Raw genomic sequence first — 16,608 nt, forward strand, 5'->3', positions numbered from 1 at the left:
TTCACTGGGCGCCAGTCGACGCCGACCAGGACGAGGGAGTACCGCCGCGTGTCATCGCAGACCGCTGTCACCAGCACCGACACCAGCACCGACGCCAGCACCGACGCCAGCACCGAGATCGAGATCGACGCGCTCGTCGACCTCCTCGGGGTCGACGAGAAGGCCGCCCTCGTGGTCGGCGCGTCCATGTGGGCGACCCGCGCCGTCGAGCGGATCGGGCTCGAGCCCGTCGTCATGTCGGACGGCCCGGTGGGTGTGCGCGACCCGCAGGGCCACGGCACCTCCGCGATGCTGCCCGCGCCGTCGGCGCTCGCCGCCACGTGGGACGTCGAGCTGGCCCGGCGCACGGGACGGCTCTTCGCGGCGGAGGCCCGCCGGCACGGGGTGGACGTGGTCCTGGCGCCGCAGGTCAACCTCCAGCGCACGCCCGTCGGCGGGCGGCACTTCGAGTGCTACTCGGAGGACCCGCACCTCACGGCCGAGGTCGCCGTCGCCCTCGTCACCGCGGCGCAGGAGCGCGGGGTCGGGATGTGCGTGAAGCACTACGTGGCCAACGACTCCGAGACGGACCGCACCCGCTACCTCGCCCGCGTCGACGAGCGGACGCTGCGGGAGGTGTACCTCGCGCCGTTCGACCGCCTCGTCGCCGCCGGTGCGTGGAGCGTCATGGGCGCGTACAGCGGGGTCGACGACGGCACCGTCGCCGCGCCCGCCCTCGAGCACCGCCCGCTGCTCACCGGCGTCCTCAAGGAGGAGTGGGGCTTCGACGGCCTCGTCGTGAGCGACTGGGTCGCCACGCAGTCCGTCGCGCCCGCCGTGCGCGGCGGCCTCGACCTGCAGATGCCCGGGCCCGACGGGCCGTGGGGCGACGGCCTGCTCGCCGCCGTCCGGTCCGGGGAGGTGGCCGTCGCCGACCTCGACGACAAGGTGCGCCGCCTGCTGCGGCTCGCGCACCGCGTCGGGCGGCTCGCGCTGCAGGGCGGACCTGTCGTCGACGGCGAGCCCGTCCCGGCCGAGGACCCGGTGCCGCTGCTGCGCGAGCTCGTCGGACGCTCCGTCGTCGTGCTCAAGAACGACGGCCTGGTCCCGGTCGCGGACGGGCCCGACGGCGCGCCCCTGCGCGTGGCGCTGCTCGGGGCGCACGCCGTGGAGCCGTTCTTCCAGGGCGGTGGCTCGTCGTTCGTCGTGCCGGACCGCCTCACGTACCCCGCCGAGGCGCTGCGCGCCGCGCTCCCGGCGGGCTCGGTCGTCGATCTCGTCGCCGGCTCGCGCGTGCTGCGCAACCCGCCGGCGCTCGACCCGGCCCGCTGCACCGACCCCGTCACCGGCGCGCCGGGCGTGCGCCTGGAGTGGCTCGCCGCCGACGGCACCGTCCACCGCGTCGAGACCCGCGGCGCCTGGGACGGCTGGTGCGCCGACGTCGGCCCCGACGACGCGACCCTGCGCCTCAGCGCACGGGTCCGCACCGACGAGCCGGGCACCCACGAGCTCGGTGTGGGCACGGTGGGGGCGCACCAGGTCACGGTGGACGGCAGGACGGCCTCCGCCGGCGACGTCGTCGTGGACGAGGACGTCATCCTCGCCTCGGGCCACAACCACCCGATCGCCTCGACCCTCGCCGTCGAGGGCGACGCCGACGGCACCCTGCTGGAGGCGGAGCTGCAGGTGGTGCACCCCGTCGGCTACGACCGGTTCGTGCGCGGCGCGCTGGTGCACCGGCTGCCCGGGCCGACGGCCGAGGACGAGCTCGAGGCGGCGGCCGCCGCGGCCAGGGAGGCCGACGTCGCCGTCGTCGTCGTGGGCACCACGCACGAGGTCGAGTCCGAGGGCTACGACCGCGCCGACCTGGCGCTGCCCGGCACGCAGGACGAGCTGGTGCGGCGCGTGCTCGCCGCCAACCCGCGCACCGTGGTGGTCGTCAACGCCGGTGCGCCGGTGCTGCTGCCCTGGTACGACGAGGCGCCGGCCGTGCTGTGGGGCTGGCTGCCCGGCCAGGAGGCCGGGACCGGCCTCGCGGACGTGCTCACCGGGGTCACCGAGCCGTCCGGCCGCCTGCCGTGGACCCTGCCCGCCCGGGCCGCGGACGTGCCCGTGCCGCACGCGATCCCCGCCGGCGGCGTCGTCGACTACGCCGAGCGGCTCGACGTCGGCTACCGCGCCTGGGAGCGCCGCCTCGACGCCGGGCCGGCGGCGGGAGGCCCCGAGCCCGCCGCCCCGTTCGGGCACGGGCTCGGCTGGACGACGTGGGAGTACGAGGCCGCCGACGCCGTACCTGCCGGCGCAGGGGAGGACGTCGTCGTGCGCGTCGCCGTGCGCAACACCGGCACGCGCCCGGGGCGCGAGGTCGTGCAGGTCTACGTGACCCCGCCCGCCGGCACGGTCGCCACCGATCCCGAGCGCCCCGTGCGCTGGCTCGGCGGCTTCGCCGTCGTCGACGCCGCGCCGGGAGAGCGAGCCACCGCCGAGGTGGGCGTCCCCCGGCGCAACCTCCAGACGTGGGACGCCGCCGCCGGCGGCTGGACCACCCCGCCCGGCACCTACCGGCTCACCGCGAGCCGCTCGGTGCGCGACCCCCGGCTCGACGTCGACCTCGTCGTCGCGCCCGACATCCAGCCCTGACCATCCAGCCCTGACCATCCAGCCCTGACCATCCAGCACCGATCACCTACCCATCGCCCCGCCATCGGCGGCGGGGCTCGTGCAAGGAGGCACACCGTGAGAATCCGCAAGCTCAGCACGGCGGTCGCGAGCGCCGCGGTCGTGGCCCTGCTGGCCGCGGCCTGTGGCGGCGGCGCCGGCGGGAACAGCCCGTCCGCCTCTTCCGGCGGCGTCGGCACGGAGACCCTGACCGTCGGCATGCCCAACGGCGTGCAGACCCAGAACCAGTCGCCGTTCGCGACCGGCTCGTCCGCGCTCTCCCTCGGCTACGCGTTCGTCATCTACGAGCCGCTCATGATGCGCAACCAGGCCAAGCCGTCCGAGGACCCGGAGCCCTGGCTCGCCGAGAAGATCGAGTGGAACGAGGACTACACGCAGGCCGTCATCACGCCGCGGTCGGGCGTGACCTGGTCGGACGGTGAGGACTTCACCGCGGACGACGTCGCGTTCTCGATCCAGCTCCGGATCGACCACGAGGGCCTCAACGCGGCCGCGCTGCCGTACGACAAGGTCGAGACCGACGGCACCACCGTGACCGTGTCGTTCACGGCCCCGCAGTACGTCAACCAGTCCAAGCTGTACGACCTGCTCATGGTGCCGGAGCACCTGTGGAAGGACGTCGACGACCCGACGACGTTCACGAACGAGGAGCCCGTCGGCACCGGCCCCTACACGCTCGAGTCGTGGACGCCGCAGGCGGCCACCGTGAAGGCGCGCGACGACTACTGGGGCGGTCAGCCCAAGGTCCCGGAGATCCGGTACTCGTCGTACAACGACAACAACGCCCTGACCACGGCCCTCACCACGGGCGAGGCGCAGTGGGGCTGGACGTTCATCGCCGACTACGAGAACGTCTACATCGCGCAGGACCCGGAGCACTACCACCAGTACGCCGCCGCCGGCCTCGGCATCGACGCGCTGTTCCTCAACAACGAGAAGAAGCCGTTCGACGACGTCGCCTTCCGGCAGGCGCTCAACATGGTCGTCGACCGGCAGGAGCTGGTGGACGTCGCCACCTCCGGCGTCAACCCGCCGCTGACGAACGCGACCGGCCTGCCGCTGCCCGCGGGCGAGCCGTTCCTCTCCGACGCCTACGCGGACACCGACCTCGCCGTCGACGTCGAGGGGGCCAAGGCGCTGCTCACCGACGCCGGCTACACCTGGGAGGGCGAGAAGCTCGTCGACCCGGACGGCGAGAAGGTGACCTTCGAGCTCACCAACCCGGCGGGCTGGAACGACTACCTCACCGCGCTCGACCTCATCAAGAACGCGGCCGCGACGCTGGGCGCCGACGCCACGGTCAACCCCGTCAACCAGGACGGCTGGTTCGCCGACGTCATCCCGCCGGGCGAGTTCCAGGCCACGCTGCACTGGACCGACGGCGGCGCGACGCCGTGGGACATGTACGCCGACCAGTTCGACGGCGCGCAGTACAAGAAGCTCGGCGAGCCGGCCACGTGGAACTTCGGCCGGTTCCAGGACGACGCCGCGACGAAGGCGTTCGCCGACTACGCGGCGGCGACCGACGACGCCACGCGCCAGGCCGCGATGGACACGATCCAGCAGGTCTACGTGGAGCAGGTGCCCGCCATCCCGATCTGGTCACGCCCCGCCACCGCGCAGTACTCGTCGCTGAACTACGTCGGCTGGCCGTCCGAGGACGACCCGTACAACCAGCCGCAGCCCACGGGGGTCCAGGCCGCCCAGATCGTCATGCACCTGGAGCCCGCGTCCTGATGTCCCTCCACACCACCACCCCCGGGGCGCCTGCCGGCGCCCCGGGGGGCACCCCCAGCACCGACCCCGGCGCGCCCGTGCTCGAGGCCGTCGGGCTCACGAAGCACTACCTGGTCAAGGGCGGCGGCCGAGGCTCCGGGCGCGGCGCCGTCGTGCACGCCGTCGACGGCGTGGACCTCGCGCTGCACGCCGGCCGCGTCGTGGCCCTCGTCGGCGAGTCCGGCTCCGGGAAGTCCACCGTGGCGCGTCTGCTCTCCCAGCTCCAGCCCGCCACCGCGGGCCGGCTGCTGCTCGGCGGGACCGACGCGCGGGCGCGCGGACGCCGCGCGTTCCGCCGCTACGTGAACCGCGTCCAGATGATCTTCCAGGACCCGTTCTCGTCGCTGAACCCGGTGCACCCCGTGCGGTACACGCTCACGCGGGCGCTGCGCATCCACCGCGGCCGCCTGCGCGGGGACGAGCTGGAACGGGCCCTCGCCGAGCTGCTCGAGCGCGTGCACCTCACGCCCGCCGAGCGGTACGTCGACAAGTTCCCGCACGAGCTGTCCGGCGGGCAGCGCCAGCGCATCGCCATCGCGCGGGCGCTCGCGGCCGACCCGGAGGTGCTGCTGGCCGACGAGCCCATCTCGATGCTCGACGTGTCCATCCGGCTCGGCATCCTCAACCTGCTCGCCGACCTGCGCGACCGGCTGCACCTGGCGATCCTCTACATCACGCACGACATCGCCTCGGCGCGGTACTTCGCGGACACCACCCTGGTCATGTACGCGGGGCGGGTCGTGGAGTCGGGGGACAGCGAGTCGGTCACCCAGGACCCGAAGCACCCGTACACGCGGCTGCTCCTGGCGTCGGCACCCGACCCGGAGAACCTCGCCGAGCGGCCGGCGGGCGCCCCTCGCGGGGAGCCGCCCAGCCTGGTGCGGCCGCCCTCGGGCTGCCGCTTCCACCCGCGCTGCCCGTTCGCCACCGACCTGTGCGCGGCCGAGGCGCCGCCCCTGCTCGACGTCGGCAGTGGGCCGGCGGGCGAGCCCCGGCAGGCCGCCTGCTGGGGGTACGCCGACCGCGCCGACGCCCCGGTGCTGACGCCGACGGGAGGGGACGCATGAGGTTCGTGCTGCGCCGCGCGCTGTTCTACCTGTTCACCGCCTGGGCCGCCATCACCATCAACTTCTTCGTGCCGCGCCTGCTGCCGGGCGACCCGGTCACCGCCCTCATGGGGCGCATGCAGGGCCGGATCGACTCGAACGCCGAGCAGTCGCTGCGCGTGCTGTTCGGGCTCGACCAGGACATGTCGCTGTGGGACCAGTACGTGCACTACTGGCAGATGCTGCTGCACGGCGACCTCGGGCTGAGCTTCACCCACTTCCCGACACCCGTGTCCGACATCGTCACGCAGGCGCTGCCCTGGACGGTCGGCCTGGTCGGCATCGCCACGATCATCGCGTTCCTGCTCGGCACGGCCGTCGGCACCGGCATCGGCTGGCGACGCGGCACCTGGGCGGACTCGCTGCTGCCGATCACGACCTTCTTCTCGGCGGTGCCGTACTTCTGGCTGGGCCTCATCGCCATCGCGGTGTTCGCCGTCAACCTCGGCTGGTTCCCGTCCAACGGCAGCTACGACCGCGGCATGGTGCCGTCGCTGAGCTGGGAGTTCGTCGGCTCGGTGATCTACTACGGCACCCTGCCCGCGCTGACGATCGTCGTGTCGTCGATCTCGGGCTGGATCCTCGGGATGCGCAACATGATGGTCACCGTCTCCAGCGAGGACTACGTCACCGTGGCGCACGCCAAGGGCCTGCCCGCCCGGGCGGTCGTCGTGGGGTACGCGGCGCGCAACGCGATCCTGCCGCAGGTCTCCAGCTTCGCCCTGGCACTCGGCTTCGTCGTCGGCGGCACGCTCGTCATGGAGATGGTCTTCAGCTACCAGGGCATCGGCTACACGCTCTACCAGGCGGTCTCCACCCACGACTACCCGCTGATGCAGGGCTGCTTCCTCGTCATCACGCTGTCCGTGCTGGTCGCCAACCTCGTGGCGGACCTGGCCTACGCGGCGCTCGACCCCCGCACCCGGCAGGAGGGCTGACATGGCCACATCGACCACCGCGATCGAGGTCGCGGCACCCACGGGGCCGGACGACGTCGGGCAGGGCGTCGCGCGCCCGGGCCGGCGCCCCCGGCTGCTGTTCCTGCGCAACTCCAAGGCGCTCGTCGGCATCGCGATCCTCGTGTTCTTCGGGATCCTCGCCGTCGTCGGCCCGTGGATCGCGCCCTACGACCCGAACCAGGTGAGCACCGAGCTGCTGCAGCCGCCGTCCGGCGCGCACTGGCTCGGCACCGACCACACAGGGCGCGACATCCTGTCGCAGATCATCGTCGGCACGCGCGGCGTGCTCGTCGTCGGGCTGGTCGCCGGGCTCGGTGCCACCGTGCTCGGCGTGCTCGTCGGCGTCACGGCCGGGTTCGTCGGCGGGCTGGGCGACGAGGGGCTCTCGGCGCTGTCGAACGTGTTCCTCGTCATCCCGCAGCTGCCGCTCATCATCATCATCGCGGCGCAGCTGCCCAGCGCGGGCGGCATCACCGTGGCGCTCGTCATCGGCGTGACCGGGTGGGCGTGGGGCGCGCGCGTGCTGCGCGCCCAGACGCTGTCCCTGCGGAAGCGGGACTTCGTCGAGGCGGCGCGGGCCACGGGCGAGCGCACGTGGCGCATCGTGCTGGCGGAGGTGCTGCCCAACCTCACGGCGATCATCGCTGCGGGCTTCGTCGGCACCGTGACGTTCGCCGTCCTCAGCCAGGTGACGCTCGCGTTCATCGGCATCACGCCGGTGAGCGAGTGGAACTGGGGCACCATCCTGTTCTGGGCGCAGAACAACCTGGCGCTGCAGCGCGGCGCCTGGTGGTGGTTCGTGCCCGCCGGCCTGTGCATCGCGCTGCTGGGCATGGCGCTCACCCTGATCAACTTCGGCATCGACGAGCTGGTCAACCCGCGCCTGCGCAGCACCGGCATGCACGCCCGCACCCTGCGCCGCCGTGGCATCCGCCCGCGCGTCGGCTTCACCCCGGTGGTGAGGCCGGCGCGCCCCACCGAGCCCACCCAGGAGGACAGATGAGCGAGCTCGTGCTGGAGATCCGCGACCTGCACGTGGACTACGGCTTCGGCGACGATCCGACGCACGTGCTGCGGGGCGTGGACCTGACCCTGCACCGCGGCGAGGTGCTCGGCCTGGCGGGGGAGTCCGGCTGCGGCAAGTCGACGCTCGCGTACGCCGCGACCCGGCTGCTGCCGCCGCCCGGCCTCATCACCGGCGGGGAGGTGTGGCTCACCGACCGCGAGGGCCGGCGCAGCGACGTCCTCGGCCTGACCGACGCGCAGCTGCGCGCCGCCCGCTGGCGCGACGTCGCCATCGTGTTCCAGGGCGCGATGAGCTCCCTCAACCCGGTCTTCCGGATCGGTCGGCAGCTCACCGACGGCATCCGGGCGCACCGGCCCGGGCTGTCGCCCCGGGACCTCGAGGCGCGGGCGGCGGAGCTGCTCGAGATGGTCGGCATCTCCGCGGACCGCCTCCGCGCGTACCCGCACCAGCTCTCGGGCGGCATGCGGCAGCGCGTGATGATCGCGATGGCGCTCGCCCTGGAGCCGCAGGTGCTGCTCATGGACGAGCCGACGACGGCGCTCGACGTCGTCATGCAGCGCCAGATCCTCGAGCAGATCATGGAGCTGCGCGACCGGCTGGGGTTCTCCGTCGTCCTGATCACCCACGACGTGTCCCTGCTGGTGGAGGTCGCCGACCGCATCGCCATCATGTACGCGGGCGAGATCGTGGAGGAGGCCACCGCGCAGGAGGTCTACCGCAGGCCGCGGCACCCGTACTCCGCCGGCCTGCTCGGCTCGTTCCCCCCGCTGCGCGGGCCGCGGCGCGAGCTGTCCGGCATCCCCGGCGCCCCGCCCGACCTCCAGCGGCTCGGCGCGGGCTGCCCGTTCGCGCCGCGCTGCCCGCACGCGATGGACGTCTGTCGCGACGTGCGCCCCGTGCTGGGGCCGCCGCGCACGGGCGAGGAGCGGCGCGTCGCGTGCCACCTGCACGACGCCGACCTGGTGGGCGCGGGCTCGAGCGGCCTGCCGCCGGAGCTCGCCCGCTGACCGGTCGACGACACCCCCGGGAGGTATGAAGTTTCACGGTCGGGCAAGGGGCGCCCTCGGAGGTCTGGATCGGCGTCTGACCTGCCGCTATGTTGCACGCGGGCTCGACGGAGGGCGGTGTGCGCGTGGGCGCAGGAGTGCGGCGGTGGATGGGGGCGATCGGCGCGATGCTGACGCTCGCCCTGGTGTCGACCGGGCTGGTGGTGCCGACGGCCGTGGCCGACGTCGGGCAGGACACCACGGTCGTCGCGCCCGTCCACGAGCGGTGGTGGCGGGGGCAGGACATCACCCTCGAGGTCACCGTGACCCGCGACGGCGCGCCCGGCGTCGGGGAGGCATCCTGGCTGGCGAACGGCTCGGGTGCGCGTGCACCGCTGACGGACGGCCGGGCCACGATCGTGATCCCGAGCGTCGACCTCCGGCCCGGCCCTCTCCGCGTCGTCGTGGGGCACGTCGACACGTCCACGGGCGTCGACCCGCAGACCGGGAATTACCCCCTCCGCTCGACCGGCTCGGCCGTGGTCGAGGTCGTCGAGCCCACGACCCCGGTGCTGAGCACGACGGAGTGGTACTACGGCGACGCGCACGAGCTCCGCTTCGACCTCACCGGCACGGACGAGCCGAGGGAGGGCGAGGTGACCGTCGACCTCGGCGGCGGGGTGGAGCGGTCGGCGCCGCTGGTGGACGGTGTCGCCGCGTTCGCCCTCGACGGCACGGAGGTGGCCCGCTGGCGGACCCTCCGGTTCGTGCACAGGACCCTCGCGGGGGAACCCGTGTCGAGCTGGGGGGCCCGGGTGCAGGCCACGAGCAAGCCGGTCACGGTGAAGGCCACGGTGCCGTCCTCGGTCCGCTACGGCTCGGACGTCGTCGTGCCGGTGCGCGTCACGTCCACGCTCGGGACGCCCGTGGGGCGCGTGTCCGTCACGCGCAGCGGCGACGGGAAGTCGCTGGCCTCCGCCGCCGTGGTGGGCGGGAAGGCGACGCTGCGGTTCCCGGCGAGCAGGCTCGCGTTCGGCTACTCGTACCTGGCAATCGAGTTCGACGGCGCCCCGGAGTACGAGGAGCACGTCGACCGGTGGCACACGCTCGTCGTCCGCCCCCGGGCGACGTCCGTCGCCGTGTCGACCGGGAGGACGTGGACCTACGGCAAGGGGCGCCGGGTCGCCGTGACGGTCTCGTCGCCCGGAGCCACGCCGACGGGCAGGGTCGAGCTGTGGTCGTACGGCAAGAAGCTGCGCACCGGCACGCTCGCGAAGGGGAAGGCGTCGCTGTACGTCCCCGCCACCGGCGTGAAGGCGCAGGGCGGTGAACCGCAGTACATGGTGGTCAAGTACGTCGGGCCGTCCACCTTCGAGCGGTCGCAGCGGGCCTGGAGCCAGAAGGTCGCCGAGGCGCGGCCGAAGGTCACGTTCCGCATGGATCGCACGTCGTTCCCCGCCGACTGGTCGGACCGTCGCTCGGTCCGCGCGACCGTCACGGTCACGACGGCGGGGCTCCCCGAGCGCGGCCGCCTGTGCCTCTGGACGCGCGACCCGCAGTCGCCCCAGTCCCGCTGGGCCGGCTGCTGGACCAACTGGTCGTGGAAGGTCGACGACGGGCGGCGGACCCTCCGTGTGCCCGGGGTGCTGCTGTCGGGCTCGCCCGGGAAGTCCTACATCAAGGTCCAGTACACCCCCAAGGACCAGAGCGTCCGCCAGGTCTTCTCCAACACCGTCACGCTGAGGCACACCCGCCCGTAGCGCGCGGAGAGGTCCCCACGCCGCGCATACGTTTCCGACACACCGGAATGGGTAGCGTGGCCCCGTGCTCACCGAGACGCGCCCCCCGACGCCGCCGACCCCTTCGCAGGGGACGGCGGGCGTCGGCGCGCCGATCCTGCCGGTCGGCGCGTGGCGTGGACGTCGGACCGTCCCGCAGGCGCGGACGGCGCCGCGCGTCGCCGCCGGGGTCGTGGCCGTCCTCGCCGTGCTCGGGGTGTGGCTCACCTGGCGGTTCTTCGTCGGGACGACCGCGGGCCAGCGCGTCGACGAGCTCGCGTTCGGCGGCGCGACCTACGGCCAGGGGCGCCTGTGGCAGGTCGCCGAGCCCGTGCTCGACGTCGTCTCCGTGGCGTTCGTCGTCGCGGGGGTCGGGGTGGCGATGCTCGTCGCCCTGGTGCGGCGCCGCTGGGTGCTGGCGCTGCAGGTCGCGGTGCTCGTGGCCGGCGCGAACGTCACGACCCAGGTGCTCAAGCACGGCGTCCTCGACCGGCCCGAGCTGCTGCCCGGGTGGACCGGCCCCAACACGCTGCCCAGCGGGCACACGACCGTGGCTGCGTCCGTGTCGGTCGCGCTGCTGCTCGTCACGCCGCGGGCCTGGCGGCCGGTGGTCGCGATCCTCGGTGCCGCCTACACGGCGGCCACCGGCGTCTCGACGCTCGTGGGGCAGTGGCACCGGCCGTCGGACGTCGTCGCCGCGGTGCTCGTCGTCCTGGCGTGGGGGGCCGCGGTCTGCGCGCTCACGCCCGCGTCGTCGACGGACGAGCCGCACCGACGGGGCGGATCCTCGTCGGCACCGGGGTCGTACGTCGTGGCGGGCCTGCTGCTCGCCGCGTCGGCGGTCGGCGTCGTCGTCTCCGGCGGCACCCTCGTGGGGCTCGTCACGAACGGCGACCCGGTGCCCCTGTCGCCGGACCTCACCGCGTACGCGGCGGGCGTCCTGGGGGTGCTCGCGGTGACCGCGGCGGCGTTCGCGGCGCTCCTCGTGCTCCGGCAGCTCACCGCGCAGCCCCGCCGCACGTCTCGGTAGAGTGCCGCCCGGCGGCCGTGTCGGGGAAGTGACGAGCAGATGTCGTACCGTGACATGACCGGTCGGCCGGCCACCATCACCACCGCAGCAGCACGCCGCCCGCACCGCCGCAGCACCAGGGAAAGCAGGAACGGATGCCCCAGCCACGCAAGCTCGTGATCGTCGAGTCGCCCACCAAGGCCCGCAAGATCCAGGGCTACCTCGGTGACGACTTCGAGGTCGAGGCGAGCGTCGGGCACATCCGCGACCTGCCGCAGCCGCGCGACCTGCCGACGGACATGAAGAAGGGCCCGTACGGCAAGTTCGCCGTCGACGTCGACAACGGCTTCGACCCCTACTACGAGGTGCACGCGGACAAGAAGCAGAAGGTCCGCGAGCTGAAGAAGGCCCTCAAGGAGGCCGACGAGCTCTACCTCGCCACCGACGAGGACCGCGAGGGCGAGGCCATCGCCTGGCACCTCATCCAGGAGCTCAAGCCGAAGGTCCCGGTCAAGCGGATGGTGTTCCACGAGATCACCCGCGAGGCGATCCTGCGGGCGCTGGAGAACACCCGCGAGCTCGACGAGGACCTCGTCGACGCGCAGGAGACCCGCCGCATCCTGGACCGCCTCTACGGCTACGAGGTCTCGCCCGTGCTGTGGCGCAAGGTGCGCCAGGGCCTCTCCGCGGGCCGTGTGCAGTCCGTCGCGACGCGGCTGGTCGTGGAGCGCGAGCGGGAGCGCATGGCGTTCGTCCCCGCCGACTACTGGGACGTCACCGGGCAGTTCGCGCCGACCGAGGGCGACGACTCCGGGCAGGCGTTCCGCGCCCGCCTCACCGGGCTCGGGGCCGACCGCGTGGCGTCCGGCCGCGACTTCGACGACCGCGGCCGCCTCAAGGTGCGCACCGGCGTGGTCCAGCTCGACGAGGCGTCGGCGCGCGCCGTCGTCGCGGGCCTCGCGGACGCCGCCTTCGCCGTCCGGTCGCTCGAGACCAAGCCCTACTCCCGCAAGCCGGCCGCGCCGTTCACCACCTCGACGATGCAGCAGGAGGCCGGTCGCAAACTCCGCATGAGCGCGCGCCAGGCGATGCGCACCGCGCAGGCGCTGTACGAGAACGGCTACATCACCTACATGCGGACCGACTCGCCGTCGCTGTCCGCGGAGGCCACCGACGCCGCGCGTCGGCAGGCGGCCGAGCTGTACGGCCCCGAGTACGTGCCGGGCGCCCCGCGCCTGTACGCGTCCAAGAGCAAGGGCGCGCAGGAGGCGCACGAGGCCATCCGCCCCGCGGGCGACTCGTTCCGCACCCCCGCCCAGGTGGCCCGCGAGATCTCCGGCGACCAGTTCAAGCTGTACGAGCTGATCTGGAAGCGCACCGTGGCCTCGCAGATGGCCGACGCCAAGGGGTCGACGGCGTCCGTGCGGCTCGCGGCCTCGCTGACCGGCGCCGCGGGCGAGCTCGCGGGCCGCGACGCCGTGTTCTCGGCGTCCGGCACCGTCATCACCTTCCGTGGCTTCCTGGCCGCGTACGAGGAGGGCACGGACGTCGCCGAGGGCGACGGCGCCGGCGCGTCGGGCAAGGATGCGCGGCTGCCGCGCATGGCCGAGGGCGACCCGCTGCGCGGCGACGACCTCGCCGCCGAGGGGCACTCGACCACGCCGCCCGCCCGCTACACGGAGGCGTCGCTGGTCAAGGCGCTGGAGGAGCTCGGCATCGGGCGCCCGTCCACGTACGCGGCGACCATCTCGACGGTCCAGGACCGCGGCTACGTGCGCACCAAGGGCCAGGCGCTGGTGCCCACCTGGCTCGCGTTCGCCGTCGTGAAGCTGCTCGAGGAGCACTTCCGCTGGCTGGTGGACTACGACTTCACGGCCGAGATGGAGGCCGACCTCGACCAGATCGCGTCGGGCAGCCGGGACCGCGTGGCCTGGCTGACGCGGTTCTACTTCGGCGACGGCTCGGGCGACAGCACCGGCTGGGGCCTGCACGAGCTGGTGGAGAACCTCGGCGAGATCGACCCCGTGGCGATCAACTCGGTCGAGATCGGCGAGGGCATCCGGGTGCGCGTCGGCCGGTACGGCCCGTACGTCGAGGACCTGGGCGCCGAGGTCGAGGAGGGGCAGAGCCCGCCGCGCGCGTCCATCCCCGACGACGTCGCGCCCGACGAGCTCACCGTGGCGAAGGCGCGCGAGCTGCTGGCCGCCGGCGCCGAGGACGGCAAGGTGCTCGGCACGGACCCGGTGTCGGGCAACGAGATCATCGCGAAGAACGGCCGCTACGGCCCGTACGTCACCGAGGTGCTCGACCTGCCGGAGATCGACCCGAGCCTCTCGGCGGCGGCGCAGAAGAAGGCGAAGGCCGCGCAGCCGAAGCCGCGCACCGGGTCGCTGCTGAAGTCGATGACGCTCGAGACGGTGACGATCGACGACGCGCTGAAGATCCTGTCGCTGCCGCGCGTCGTGGGCACCGACCCCGAGTCGGGCGACGAGATCACCGCCCAGAACGGCCGCTACGGCCCGTACCTCAAGAAGGGCACGGACTCGCGGACCATCGCGTCGGAGGAGCAGCTCTTCACCATCACGCTGGACGAGGCGCTGAAGATCTACGCCGAGCCGAAGCGCGGGCGGGGCGCCCGCGCGGCCACCCCGCCGCTGCGGGAGCTGGGCGACGACCCGACCAGCGGCAAGCCGATCGTGGTCAAGGACGGCCGCTTCGGCGCGTACGTCACCGACGGCGAGACCAACCGGACGCTGCCGCGCGACCTGACGCCCGAGAGCATCACGCCCGAGCGGGCCGTCGAGCTGCTGGCGGAGAAGCGGGCGGCCGGCCCGGCCAAGAAGCGCACGACGACGCGCAAGCCCGCCGCGAAGAAGCCGGCGACGAAGAAGCCGGCCGCCAAGAAGTAGCGCGACGGCGCTCGCACGACCTGAGGCGGTCAGTCCTCGCGCTCGACGAGGTACACGTGCCCGTCGGGGTGGGTGACGCGCTGCAGGGAGCGGCGCAGCGCGGCGTCGCGGGCGAGGTCCTCCGCGCTGGGCGGGATCGGCGGCGTACGGCGGATCGACGCGGGCCCGAAGAACCTCAGGAGGCTCTCGGTGACCTTCATGCCCCAGGTCCGGTCGTCGTCCTCGCGGCGTGCCATGACACTCCCTCAGCAAAGCTTGGTGGGCCAACCATTGGTGCGCCAACTATATGCCGACTCGTAGGGTGGGCGCATGGACCTGCCCGCCGACCCGCTGCGCCTCGAGGCGCAGGTGTGCTTCTCGCTCTCGGCGGCCGCCCGGGCGATGGTGTCGATCTACCGCCCGATCCTCGAGCCGCTCGGGCTCACCCACCCGCAGTACCTCGTGATGCTCGGGCTGTGGCAGGACGACCGCGCCGGCGCGACGACGACGGTCACCGGGCTGAGCGCGCGGCTCCTGCTCGACCCGGGCACGCTCTCGCCGCTGCTCAAGCGGCTGGAGCGCCAGGGCCTGCTGGAGCGCCGCCGTGGCGCCGGCGACGCGCGCGTCGTCGAGCTGCACCTCACGGCGACGGGTCGCGCGCTGCGGGACCAGGCGGAGGAGGTGCCCGCGAAGGTGGTCGCGGCGAGCGGGCTGAGCCTGGTGGAGCTGGAGCAGGTGCGGGACGTCGCCAACCGGGTGGTGGCGGCGTCGGGCGGCGTCCCGGCCTGAGACCCGACCCTCCGCGGGCCGCCGTCCGGCGGGTACCGTGTCGGCCATGACCGACGTCACACCCGCCTCGTTCGCGCCCGGCCTCACCACCGACGACCTCGCCGGGACGGTGCCCGACCCGCGGACCGCTCCGGCCGTGCGCTGGGGCGTGCTCGGCGCCGGCAACATCGCCGGGTCCTTCTCCGACGGCGTCCGGCAGCACACGGCGGCGTCGGTCGTCGCGGTGGGCTCGCGCGACGTGGCCAAGGCCGAGGCGTTCGCGGCGGCCCACGCGCCGGGCGCGCGAGCGCACGGCGACTACGACGCGCTGGTGACCGACCCCGAGGTCGACGTCGTGTACGTCGCGACGCCGCACTCGCACCACCACGAGCACGCGCTGCTGGCGATCCGGGCGGGCAAGCACGTGCTCGTCGAGAAGGCCTTCACCCAGGACACCGCGCAGGCGCGCGAGGTGCTCGACGCCGCGCGCGCGGCCGGCGTCTTCGTCATGGAGGCGATGTGGACGCGGTTCCTGCCGCACGTCGCGGCGCTGCGCGGCGTGATCGCGCGCGGCGAGATCGGCCGCGTCGTGGGCGTGATCGCGGACCACGGCCAGCAGTTCCCCTTCGACCCCGCCCACCGGCTCTACGCGCCGGGCCTGGCCGGCGGCGCGCTGCTGGACCTCGGCGTCTACCCGGTGTCCTTCGCGCACGACCTGCTCGGCGCGCCCCAGACCGTCACTGCGGTCGGCGCGCTCACCGAGACGGGCGTCGACGGCCAGATCGGCATGGTGCTGGGCTACCCCGGCGGCACGCAGGCCACCCTGTCCACCACGCTGTGGGCGCGCACCGCGAACACGGCCGTGATCTCGGGCACCGAGGGGCGGATCGAGGTGGCGCGCACGTTCTACGCGCCGACGTCGTTCACGGTCGAGCGGCACGACGGCGCCACCTGGGCGTACGACGGCTTCCGCGGCGAGGGCAAGCAGTACCAGGCCGCCGAGGTGGCGCGCCGCGTCGCGGCGGGGGACGTCGAGAGCCCGCGCATGTCGTGGGACGGCACGCTCGAGGTCATGCGCACCATGGACGACGTCCGCCGCCAGGTGGGCGTCGTCTACCCGGGGGAGTGACCCGGGCCCTCGGCGGGGACGGTCAGCGCAGGTCGCCCGGCACGAGCCGGCGGCCGGAGACCTCGCTCGGCGCGATGCGGATCCACACCGTCTTGCCGTCCTCGAGGTAGCTGACGAGCCCGGTCGTGCGCGCCTCGGCCAGGTCGTCCTCGTGCTCGAGGATCTGGGCGCGGCCCTTGACCACGACGCTCCACGCCCCGTCGTCGCCGATCTCGTCGGCCTCGAACGCGACCCGAGGGCTGATCGTCACCTCGGCGAGCTTGGTGCCGGGCTTGGTGCGCAGGAAGATGCGCTGGTCGGCGACCGCGAAGCTCACGGGGAAGATCTCCGGCTCGCCGGCCACCGACGTGACCAACCGGCCGATCTTCTGCCCGGCGAGCAGCGACCAGGACTCTTCCTCGGTGAGCACGGTCTGGGACGGCTGCGGCTGGGTGGACATCGAACCTCCTGCGTGTCGAGGGATCACTGCCATCGTGCCCCCGCACGGTGCCCGGCGCTACGGCGGGCGGCGGTGTCGTCGGTCA

13 protein-coding genes are annotated in these 16,608 nt (G+C 73.7%); 11 read left to right on the forward strand and 2 right to left on the reverse strand.

Translation table 11 applies throughout. The features are described from left to right. The first annotated feature begins 48 nt into the window (after window positions 1-48). From ACFVS0_RS16365 to topA, 9 genes are all read left to right on the forward strand, one after another. On the forward strand, window positions 49-2,619 hold the full coding sequence (locus ACFVS0_RS16365; protein ID WP_430588548.1) for a beta-glucosidase: 2,571 nt from the start codon (window positions 49-51) through the stop codon (window positions 2,617-2,619). A gap of 96 nt (window positions 2,620-2,715) precedes the next feature. Further along, entirely contained in the window at window positions 2,716-4,395 is a 1,680-nt protein-coding gene (locus ACFVS0_RS16370) for an ABC transporter substrate-binding protein (RefSeq protein ID WP_430588549.1), read from the forward strand. Further along, window positions 4,395-5,501 (forward strand): ABC transporter ATP-binding protein, encoded by a 1,107-nt coding sequence (locus tag ACFVS0_RS16375; protein ID WP_430563974.1) that lies wholly within the window; start codon window positions 4,395-4,397, stop codon window positions 5,499-5,501. The genes ACFVS0_RS16370 and ACFVS0_RS16375 overlap by 1 nt, the downstream gene beginning before the upstream one ends. Further along, window positions 5,498-6,478: an ABC transporter permease gene (locus tag ACFVS0_RS16380; protein ID WP_430552406.1), complete on the forward strand. Its 981-nt coding sequence runs from the start codon at window positions 5,498-5,500 to the stop codon at window positions 6,476-6,478. The genes ACFVS0_RS16375 and ACFVS0_RS16380 overlap by 4 nt, the downstream gene beginning before the upstream one ends. Window position 6,479: 1 nt before the next feature. Continuing rightward, window positions 6,480-7,502: an ABC transporter permease gene (locus tag ACFVS0_RS16385; RefSeq protein WP_430588550.1), complete on the forward strand. Its 1,023-nt coding sequence runs from the start codon at window positions 6,480-6,482 to the stop codon at window positions 7,500-7,502. Further along, window positions 7,499-8,533, forward strand: a complete 1,035-nt coding sequence (locus ACFVS0_RS16390; RefSeq protein ID WP_430588551.1) for an ABC transporter ATP-binding protein — start codon at window positions 7,499-7,501, stop codon at window positions 8,531-8,533. Before ACFVS0_RS16385 ends, ACFVS0_RS16390 begins: the two co-directional genes overlap by 4 nt. Before the next feature lie 125 nt (window positions 8,534-8,658). Continuing rightward, window positions 8,659-10,272, forward strand: a complete 1,614-nt coding sequence (locus ACFVS0_RS16395) for a hypothetical protein (protein ID WP_430588552.1) — start codon at window positions 8,659-8,661, stop codon at window positions 10,270-10,272. Window positions 10,273-10,336: 64 nt separating this feature from the next. Continuing rightward, complete coding sequence (locus ACFVS0_RS16400) at window positions 10,337-11,320, forward strand: phosphatase PAP2 family protein (protein ID WP_430585841.1); 984 nt, start codon at window positions 10,337-10,339, stop codon at window positions 11,318-11,320. 134 nt (window positions 11,321-11,454) lie between these two features. Next, window positions 11,455-14,208 carry a type I DNA topoisomerase gene (gene topA, locus ACFVS0_RS16405; RefSeq protein WP_430588553.1) on the forward strand — a complete coding sequence of 918 codons (2,754 nt, stop codon included), beginning with the start codon at window positions 11,455-11,457 and terminating at the stop codon, window positions 14,206-14,208. Window positions 14,209-14,237: 29 nt separating this feature from the next. Here topA and ACFVS0_RS16410 read toward each other — a convergent pair whose 3' ends face one another. Further along, window positions 14,238-14,444, reverse strand: a complete 207-nt coding sequence (locus ACFVS0_RS16410; protein WP_430588554.1) for a hypothetical protein — start codon at window positions 14,442-14,444, stop codon at window positions 14,238-14,240. A 73-nt stretch (window positions 14,445-14,517) separates the two neighbouring features. Between ACFVS0_RS16410 and ACFVS0_RS16415 the strand changes: the two genes are divergently transcribed. Beyond that, entirely contained in the window at window positions 14,518-14,976 is a 459-nt protein-coding gene (locus tag ACFVS0_RS16415; RefSeq protein ID WP_430552413.1) for a MarR family winged helix-turn-helix transcriptional regulator, read from the forward strand. Between the two features lie 46 nt (window positions 14,977-15,022). Then, window positions 15,023-16,084, forward strand: a complete 1,062-nt coding sequence (locus ACFVS0_RS16420; protein WP_430588555.1) for a Gfo/Idh/MocA family protein — start codon at window positions 15,023-15,025, stop codon at window positions 16,082-16,084. A gap of 22 nt (window positions 16,085-16,106) precedes the next feature. Here the strand turns inward: ACFVS0_RS16420 and ACFVS0_RS16425 are convergent, their stop codons facing one another. Next, window positions 16,107-16,523, reverse strand: coding sequence for a pyridoxamine 5'-phosphate oxidase family protein (locus tag ACFVS0_RS16425; RefSeq protein ID WP_430563982.1), 417 nt, complete (start codon window positions 16,521-16,523; stop codon window positions 16,107-16,109). Window positions 16,524-16,608 lie beyond the last annotated feature (85 nt).

The organism is Isoptericola sp. NPDC058082 (assembly GCF_042885055.1).
Taxonomy (GTDB): Bacteria; Actinomycetota; Actinomycetes; order Actinomycetales; family Cellulomonadaceae; genus Isoptericola.

Bases quoted from the DNA above. Each gene is read 5' to 3' on its own strand.
- ACFVS0_RS16375 (WP_430563974.1), top strand. From the start codon at position 4,395: ATGTCCCTCCACACCACCACCCCCGGGGCGCCTGCCGGCGCCCCGGGG.
- ACFVS0_RS16380 (WP_430552406.1), top strand. From the start codon at position 5,498: ATGAGGTTCGTGCTGCGCCGCGCGCTGTTCTACCTGTTCACCGCCTGG.
- ACFVS0_RS16385 (WP_430588550.1), top strand. From the start codon at position 6,480: ATGGCCACATCGACCACCGCGATCGAGGTCGCGGCACCCACGGGGCCG.
- ACFVS0_RS16390 (WP_430588551.1), top strand. From the start codon at position 7,499: ATGAGCGAGCTCGTGCTGGAGATCCGCGACCTGCACGTGGACTACGGC.
- topA (WP_430588553.1), top strand. From the start codon at position 11,455: ATGCCCCAGCCACGCAAGCTCGTGATCGTCGAGTCGCCCACCAAGGCC.
- ACFVS0_RS16410 (WP_430588554.1), bottom strand. From the start codon at position 14,444: ATGGCACGCCGCGAGGACGACGACCGGACCTGGGGCATGAAGGTCACC.
- ACFVS0_RS16415 (WP_430552413.1), top strand. From the start codon at position 14,518: ATGGACCTGCCCGCCGACCCGCTGCGCCTCGAGGCGCAGGTGTGCTTC.
- ACFVS0_RS16420 (WP_430588555.1), top strand. From the start codon at position 15,023: ATGACCGACGTCACACCCGCCTCGTTCGCGCCCGGCCTCACCACCGAC.
- ACFVS0_RS16425 (WP_430563982.1), bottom strand. From the start codon at position 16,523: ATGTCCACCCAGCCGCAGCCGTCCCAGACCGTGCTCACCGAGGAAGAG.